The following is an 8135-nucleotide window of genomic DNA, read 5'->3' as shown; positions in this document are numbered from 1 at the left end:
CCTACAGTCCCGAGCTGAACCCGGACGAGGGTGTAAACGGCGACGTCAAGCAGGCGGTCACCGCCAAGCCGCTGGCGCGCAGCAAGTCGCAACTCAAGCAGACTGTCGTCAACCACATGCGCAGCTTGTCCAAGCGGCCGGACCGCATTCGCGCCTTCTTCCGCCATCCGCAGTTCCGCTACGCAGCATAACTCAAGAATCCCACGGCCGGGTGAGCATCGCTTGATGAGACGACGCTTGGGAAAGCCGCACATATCCGACGCACGCCAGCCGTACCAGCGGCTCCGCGCCCATGCCGGATGGACAGCATCGTGTCTGACCTCCTCACGAGCGGACATCGGGGTGCTGGGCTCTGCTTCTCGGGCTGGGTGGTGCCACGAGCGGTCGAAGGCGCCTGCGCCGAGCAGCGCATTTCTCCCTCGCCACGGCGGCTCGGGTAAAGGCCGCCAGCCTGTACCCTGAAGGAGGCAAGTGCCTGACTGACACGGACCACGGCTCAAGGCGTGGCTGAAGGCGATCTCTCGCCGTTGCCACCCTTCGCAGTGCTTGCGGCGCTGTGCTGAGCTGCCAATGGCCAGAAACAGGAACTGGCGCCATGTGTGAACCACCTCACAGCCGCCGATATTGCATTGCGGTCTGTTCACGGCCTCTCGGATCCGCGACGCCAGCGCTGCGTGGAGCCAGGCACCCGCACCCGATCCGTCCCCCGGCCGCACAGGAGAAGACCGATGGCAACGACGAACTTCCCCTCCTATCAGGGACAGGGTGGCGACTGGACGCTGATCTCGCCGGATGACGTTACGGTCACGTCGACTCCTGCCAGCCTGACCACGGGGCCGCATGCTGGCCACCAGCTTCTCGCCATCAGCCTGACCTACGACTTGTCCGATTTCCTCGACAACGCCCTCGGCGTCGTGGCCATCCAGGTGAAGGAGCCGTTGGGCAACCTTACCAGCGATTCCACCGGCGGCTTGCGGACCGACATCGAGTTCACCATCACCAACCAGCTCGGCGCCGACTGGAGCGGGTTCGACATCCTGCTCGCCCCCAGCCTCGGCCCACTGGACCCGTCGCAATTCCATCCGGGCTACGCGCATTTCCACCAGGTGACCCGTGATAACTTCCGCGCCTTCGCCATCGAGACCACCGGGCCGGCCGGCGTGGCTGCCGGAGATGGCAACAGCACTGCCACCGCGATCCCGGCAGACATCCATCTCACCGGGACGGTCGCCAACGGCACCACCGTGCATTGGGGCCTCTACGACGATCCCGACTTCGTGCCCAGCACGCCGAGCGACTTCCCGACGCCGCTGGTGCTGCACCAGCGGACCTATGCAGACCACGACGACAGCTTCTTCATCCTGCTCTCGCCTCGAACGACCGCCGCAACCGAGGGGTCCGATGCCCTCCTCGCTGGAGGTCCTGGGAACGACAACATCCTCGGGCTCGGCGGCGACGATGTGATCAACGGCCGCAATGGCAACGACTACCTCGATGGTGGCCCCGGCAATGACACGCTGCACGGCGGTGCAGGTAACGATACGCTGCTGGGCGGCGATGGAAACGACGTGCTGCAGGGCGGCCCCGGTGCCGACTCGCTGAACGGTGGGGCGGGTACCGACGTGGCCGACTTCACCGATACGTCCGAGCCGGTGCTGGTCACCCTGGACGCCGGCTATGCGTCCTTTCCGAACACACCATCCGCTCCGATCGAGGCACTCATCGACATCGAGGATGCCTGGACCGGCAGCGGCAACGATACGCTGGTCGGCAGCGCTGTTGGCAATCGGCTAATTGGTGGGGCGGGCAACGACAGTCTGAGCGGCGGCGGGGGCGATGACACGCTCGACGGCGGATTGGGCGCCGATCGCATGGAAGGCGGGCCGGGCAACGACACCTACTATGTCGATGATCCGGGTGACGTGGTCGTCGAACTGCAGAACTCCGGCAGCGACACGGTCATCTCCACCGTTTCATTTATCCTGCCGGCCTTCTTCGACAACCTGCAACTGGGCGGCATCGGCAATCTCGCTGCCACCGGCAATGACGGGGCGAACCGCATCACCGCCAATCTCGGCAATAACGTCCTGACCGGTAAGGGCGGCAGCGACGAGTTCGTCTTCTTCAGTGCCACAGGTTCCGACCACGTCACTGACTTTCGGCCTGGTGAGGACCACATTCACATCATCTCACCCAGCGTGAAAGGGATGGGAGACCTCGCCATCTCCGAGGTGAACGGCAGTACGGTGGTCGCCTGGAGCATCGACGGCATTGCCAGCCAGGTCACACTTGATGGCGTGAGTGCAGCCAGCGTTTCGGCCAACGACTTCCTCTTCGGCTGAGCGCACGGCGCGCGCCGAACGGGGCCGTGCAGCGCCGGCCGCATCAGTCAACCTCGGCAATGCGGTGGACGCTGTAACTGCCCTTGGTGCCCTCCTTCCCCGGCCCGACCTGCCGGACGCGCTCGGCGGCCTCGACCGCGATGCCTTGGCGCTTCTTGAGGCCGGCGAAGAAGCCCCGGACGGTGTGGGCTTGCCAGCCGGTCACTTCGGCGATCTGCGCGACAGTGGCGCCCTCCGGCCGGCGCAGCATGGCGAGGACCTGCTGCTGCTTGGTAAGCGGCGTTTACAGGCCCTTTCCACCTTCGGCTGAGGCCTGGGGCGTCTTTGGGTCGGCCCAATGCCAGGGCATCAGCTCGTCGATGCGGTCGTTGGGCCAGCCGTTGACGAGGCGGGTAAGCAGGTCGGTGAAGTAGCGCTGCGGGTCGACGCCGTTGAGCTTGCATGTTTCGACCAGCGACGCCGCCGCGCACCAGCGGGCGCCCCCGTCATCGCCCGACGCGAACAGGGAGTTCTTCCTGCTCAGGCACACGGGCCGGATAGCGCGCTCGACGGTGTTGTTATCGAGCTCGATCCTGCCGTCCTCGAGGAACCGGCAGAGCCCCTCGCGGTGGTTCAGGGAGTAGCGGAGCGCCTTGGCGGTCGGGCTGCCGCCGGGCAGGCGCGCGAGTTGTTCCTCGAACCAGGTGAACAGCGCCTCGACCAGCGGCTTGCTCTTCGCCTGCCGGACGGCGTGACGGACCTCCGGCGGCTTGCCGCGGATCTCGGCCTCGATGGCATAGAGCGCGACGATGCGCTGCAGGGTCTCGGTGGCGATCGGCGCAGTCTTGCCCTTGGCGAGCTCGATGAACTCCCGCCGCACATGGCTCCAGCAGGATGCGAGCGTGATGGCCTCGTTGGCCGCCGCCAGCGTCTTGTAGGCGGCATAGCCGTCGCACTGCAGGATGCCCTGGTAGTCCGCCAGCAGCGCCTTCGGGTGTTCGGCGCCGCGGCCCGGCGCGTAGTGGAACACCACGGCCGGTGGATCGGCGCCGCCCCAGGGCCGGTCATCGCGGGCGATCGCCCAGGCGTAGCCCTTCTTGACCTGGCCGCGCCCCGGGTCGAGCACCGGCATCGTGGTCTCGTCGGCGAACAGCCGCGGCGAGGCCTGCTGGATCGCGTGCAGGCGTTGCACCACGGGAGCGATCTCGCGGGTTGCCGTGCCGAGCCAGTCGGCGAGGACCGCGCGGCTGATCTCGATGCCCTGCCGCGCGAGGATCTGCGCCTGGCGATACAGCGGGAGATGATCCGCATACCGCGACACCAGGATATGCGCGACCGTCGCCTCGGTCGGCATGCCGCCCTCGACCAGGCGGGCCGGTGCGGGCGCCTGCAGCACGATGCCGGGGCAGGCCCGGCAGGCCAGCTTCGGGCGCCTGGTCACGAGGGCCCGGAACTGGGCGGGGATCACGTCCAGCCGCCGGGAGGTATCGCAGCCGATCTCGACCAGCGGTCCCTGGCAGCAGGGACAGGTCGTCGCCTTCGGCGCCAGCACCCGCTCGACCTCCGGCAGGTGCGCGGGCAGGCGGCCGCGACTGGCGCGGCGGCGCTGCTTCTGCTGCTCGCGGGCCGCCGCCGACCGCTTGCCCGCCTCGGCAGCATTCTCGGCCAGCGTCGCCTCGATCTCCTCGAAGGCGAACTGCAGCTGCTCGTCAGTCAGCCGCTCCGACTTCCGCCCGAACTGCCGACGCTGCAGCTTCAGCAGCAGGTGGCGGAGACGCTCGTTCTGCTCGACCAGCGCGTCACGCTCGGCGGTCACGCTGTCGCAGCGGGATGTCAGGACTTCGCGCTCGGCGCTGAGCGTGTCGAGCTTCTCCAGAGCTTCGAGCAGCAGCGCCCGCAGCGCCGCGGGATCCTCCGGCAGGGTCGGCGTGTCGGTGTCCACGGCGCGCATCGCGCGGCAATTCTACGCAGGTACGCTTGGCTTGGGAATCTCCCGCGTCGCCTGCACGCGTCGCCAATCGATTCCGGAGAACAGCGCGGCGAACTCGACCGCGCTCAGACGCATCACGCCGTCCGTCACCGGCGGCCAGCGGAATGCGCCGCCCTCCAGCTGCTTCCAGATCAGCACCAGGCCGCTGTCGTCCCAGGTCAGGATCTTCACCCGGTCGGACCGCTTCGAGCGGAACACCAACACCACCCCCGAGAACGGATCGGTGCCCAGATCCGCCGCCGCCAGCGCCGCCAGGGCGTGCGCACCACGGCGGAAGTCCACCGGCTTGGTCGCCAGCAGGATCCGCACGCCAGCCGGCAGCGCGATCATGCAGCCGACGCCCGGATGGCGCGCAGCACCGACGTCAGCAGAGCCTCGTCCGTGCCGGGCACAACGCGCAGTACCGCGCCCGCCAGCATCACTTCGATCGATGGTGCCAGGCGCACCGTCGCAGGCGCCGCATCAGGGGACGGGACCGGCGCTTCGGCCACGACCGGCACGAAGCTCGGCTCCGCCGCAGTGGCGGCCTCCGCCAGCGCCTTCCGCGCCTGCCGGCGCCAGTCGAAAACCTGCTGCGGGCTCACCTGCCAACGCCGGGCGACATCGGTCACCTTCGCGCCGGGCTCCGCCGTCTCCGCGACGATCCGCGCCTTCTCGTCGTCAGACCACTGCCGCCGACGGCCAGGGCCCGTCAGAACCTCAACCCGGCGATAACCGATACCCTTCGCGTCGTCGTTAACGCTATCCATAACGTCGTCCGGATGCCCGCTGCTCCAGACCGACCCAGCACATTCACCGGCCGCGATGGAAGACGGGCCTCAAACAACCGCTTACGCTGCTTGGTGCCCTCGCGCGGCTTGCGTGGGCCGCTGGTGCGGGCTGCTGGGGCGGGCTTGACCAGGATGGGGCGGAGGGCGGCGATAGCATGGGGCAGGCCGGCGCGTTCGCCGACTGCGTCGTCCCAGGCAGCGAGAGCGCGGTGGACGGCGTCGCGCAGGCTGGGGCGCGTGGAGGGCTGCTGGGCGGCCCCTGCGCCGGTGGGCAACAGGGCCTTCAGAGCCGCAGGGGGCACCTGCGGTGCGCTACCGGGCTCATGGGGCGTGTCGGCGGGGACCGTATCGGGCGCCGCCGGCGCGACGTCGTCCCCGGCCTTGTCCATGGCCTCGGCGTCGGCCGGCGCGGTGCCAACGGCCACCATCCCCGCCTGGGTGAGGGCCATGTTGGGGCTCCTGGGTTCGGCACCCGATCGGCCGGGTGCTACTGCCCATACCCCCGCCGAAGATCCGGTCGGGGCGGCGCGTCGGATCCGTCCGGCGCACGACCGACCATTCGCTCTGTACCGGAACGAAGTTAAGCGAAATCCGGGATGCTTTGGTCAGTGGTTGGGCGAGCAGGCGATTTGATCAGTTTCGCAATGAGGCTGGTCACTCTACCCGGGTGCAGGCCCCGAGGAACCGTCTCGGGCAACCCACGCTTCCTTCCCGCAATGCTGCACGGGAGGTTTCGTTGCCATGGAAGACGTCGAGAAGACGACGATCAGCAAGGTGATGTGGAGGCTGGTGCCCTTCCTCTTCGTCTGCTACTTCGTCGCCTACCTGGACCGGGTCAATGTCGGCTTTGCCAAGCTGCAGATGAACACAGCGCTCGGGCTGTCCGAGGCGGCCTATGGCCTCGGCGCCGGCCTGTTCTTCATCTCCTACTTCCTGCTGGAAGTGCCCTCGAACCTTGCGCTCGACCGATTCGGCGCGCGGCTCTGGATCGCCCGCATCATGTTCAGTTGGGGCGTCATCTCCGGCCTGTTCGCCTTCATCAAGCCGATCGCCTCGGCCACCGGGCTCTCCAACGAGTGGGTGTTCTATATCTTGCGCTTTGTGCTCGGCGCGGCAGAGGCGGGGTTCTTCCCGGGGATCATCTTCTACCTGACGCTCTGGTTCCCTTCGGTCTATCGCGCCCGCGTGGTGGCGCTGTTCATGCTGGCGATCCCGTTCTCCTCGATCCTCGGCGCGCCGGTCTCGGGGGCGCTGCTGAATCTCTCCGGCGCCGGACTGGAAGGCTGGCAGTGGCTGTTCCTCCTGGAAGCCTTCCCCTCGATCCTGATGGCGCTTGGCGTCGTCTTCTACCTGACGGACCGGCCGGTTCAGGCCACCTGGCTTGCCGGGCATGAGCGGGACTGGCTGCAGGCGCGCCTGGATGCGGAGCATCAGCAGAAGCAGGCAGCCGAGCATATCAGCATTGGCCAGTCGCTCAGCGACACTCGGGTCCTGGCCTGCGCCTTCGTCTATTTCTGCCTGAACGCGGCGAGCTACGGCGTCGCCTTCTTCCTCCCCACGATTGTCAAGGGCTTCGGTGTCAGCAACTTTCAGACGGGGCTGCTGGCCGCGCTGCCTTTCGTCTTTGGCGCTATTGGCATGGTCCTTCTGGGCCGCAGTTCCGACCGCACGCTAAAGCGGCGGGAGCATGTCTGCTTCGCCATGGTCCTGGCGGCCATCGGCGTGGCCGGGGCGGGGCTGGTCTCCTCGCCGGTCCTGGTGCTTGGCCTGCTCTGCCTGGGCCAGATCGGCGTTTCGGCAACGCCGCCGCTGCTCTGGCCCATCCCCAGCGCCTTCCTCACTGGCACCTCGGCTGCGGCCGGCATTGCCGCGATCAACGCCATCGGCAACCTGTCGGGCTTCGCCGGCCCTTACCTGATGGGCTTCCTGCGGGACGCGACAGGTGACTTCAAGGCGGGGCTGCTCGTTCTCGGCGGATGTGCGTTGATCGGCGGTGTCGTTGCCATGATGCTGAGGGTCAGCACGCACCTTGAGACTGCCGCATCGGGCAGACCGGCGGTGGCGCACTGAACATGGTCTGCTTTCGCCTGGGCTACGCGCAACGCCGCCCAGGCGCCATCCTGCCGGCGCCAGCCGAGGCCGATGTACTCCATCGGCGCCGCGCACTCCTCGATGTAGCCCTGCTTGAGCAGGGTGTTCAGCACCGCCCGAGCGGCGGCAATGGGCAGCTTGTCGGGCGAGGCGGCGAGGCGTAGCGGGTGATGCGCGGCCTCGGCCAGGGTGCGACAGGCGGTGTTGGAAAGGGTCGTGTCGGGTCTCCTGGGTTCGGCAGCCGATCGGCTGAGTGTTACTGCCCAGAGCCTCGCCGAGAAGCCGGTCGGGGCAGCGCGCTGGCCTACCCCGGCGCGCGACCGACCATTCGCTCCACTTCCCGCCAAGGCAAAGCCCAAACCACGCCTGCCATGTCGCCTTATTGACAAAATGACAGATGGTCGCCGCAACGCCGGAGCCGACCAAGGCCTGAACCGAGGAGGGCTACCCAGCTTCTGACCAGCAACTATGGCCGAGGATTGAGCCACCCTGTACGCTCAACGAAAATCTCGGGAGGAAGCAATGGCTCATTGGATTAGACGTCGTGGGGTCCTCGGCGCCGCGTCAGCAGCGAGTCTACCGCTGGTTGGCCGCCATCACGCGGCTGCACAGCGTAACCCCACCATCCGCATCGGCGTCCTGACCGAGCTTTCCGGGCCGAACTCCGTCGCAACGGGCCAAGGCTCTGTAGTGGCCACGCGCATGGCCGTGCAGGACTTCATACGGGCCAATCCCGGTCTCACAGTCGAGGTCATGGAGGCCGATCACCAGACCAAGGCGGACCTCGCGCTGAGCATCGCCCGCGAATGGCTTGATCGTGGTGATGTCGACTGCATCACCTGCCTGAACAACTCCGCCGTAGCGCTGGCGGTAGCCGGGCTGGTACGCGAGCGCGATCGGGTTGCCTTGCTGACAGGTCCGGCCTCATCGGATCTGACTGGCAAAGCTTGCAGCCCTAACCAT

Annotated in this window: 7 protein-coding genes and 2 pseudogenes; 4 read left to right on the top strand and 5 right to left on the bottom strand. The window is 67.5% G+C overall.

The features are described 5' to 3' along the window. Positions 1–191 (top strand): annotated as a pseudogene (locus tag Q7A36_RS36870) (IS630 family transposase); the annotation flags it as partial. A 537-nt stretch (positions 192–728) separates the two neighbouring features. After that, complete coding sequence (locus tag Q7A36_RS36865; protein WP_305108784.1) at positions 729–2342, top strand: calcium-binding protein; 1614 nt, start codon at positions 729–731, stop codon at positions 2340–2342. A gap of 43 nt (positions 2343–2385) precedes the next feature. On the opposite strand, the pseudogene Q7A36_RS36860 reads toward Q7A36_RS36865, so the two are convergent. The 5 genes and pseudogenes from Q7A36_RS36860 to Q7A36_RS36840 form a co-directional block, all read right to left on the bottom strand. Next, positions 2386–2604, bottom strand: a pseudogene (locus Q7A36_RS36860) (DUF3489 domain-containing protein); the annotation flags it as partial. Between the two features lie 21 nt (positions 2605–2625). After that, positions 2626–4272, bottom strand: a complete 1647-nt coding sequence (tnpC, locus tag Q7A36_RS36855; RefSeq protein WP_305108783.1) for an IS66 family transposase — start codon at positions 4270–4272, stop codon at positions 2626–2628. A gap of 12 nt (positions 4273–4284) precedes the next feature. Next, the gene (gene tnpB, locus Q7A36_RS36850) at positions 4285–4641 is read right to left on the bottom strand and encodes an IS66 family insertion sequence element accessory protein TnpB (RefSeq protein ID WP_305108782.1); all 357 of its coding nucleotides are present in this window, start codon (positions 4639–4641) and stop codon (positions 4285–4287) included. Further along, positions 4638–5060 (bottom strand): IS66-like element accessory protein TnpA, encoded by a 423-nt coding sequence (gene tnpA / locus Q7A36_RS36845; RefSeq protein WP_305108781.1) that lies wholly within the window; start codon positions 5058–5060, stop codon positions 4638–4640. The genes tnpB and tnpA overlap by 4 nt, the downstream gene beginning before the upstream one ends. Beyond that, entirely contained in the window at positions 5003–5530 is a 528-nt protein-coding gene (locus Q7A36_RS36840; protein ID WP_305108780.1) for a hypothetical protein, read from the bottom strand. Before Q7A36_RS36840 ends, tnpA begins: the two co-directional genes overlap by 58 nt. A 292-nt stretch (positions 5531–5822) precedes the next feature. Here Q7A36_RS36840 and Q7A36_RS36835 point away from each other — a divergent pair, with 292 nt between their 5' ends. Beyond that, a complete protein-coding gene (locus tag Q7A36_RS36835) occupies positions 5823–7151 on the top strand; it encodes an MFS transporter (RefSeq protein WP_305108779.1) in 1329 nt (442 codons plus the stop codon). A gap of 543 nt (positions 7152–7694) precedes the next feature. After that, positions 7695–8135, top strand: a 441-nt coding sequence (locus Q7A36_RS36830) for an ABC transporter substrate-binding protein (protein WP_305108778.1), incomplete at its 3' end; no start/stop codon positions are given.

Origin of the sequence: Paracraurococcus lichenis (genome assembly GCF_030657435.1) — a bacterium.
In the GTDB taxonomy this organism is placed as follows: Bacteria; Pseudomonadota; Alphaproteobacteria; order Acetobacterales; family Acetobacteraceae; genus Paracraurococcus; species Paracraurococcus lichenis.
This window is presented reverse-complemented; position numbering and strand designations above follow the sequence as displayed.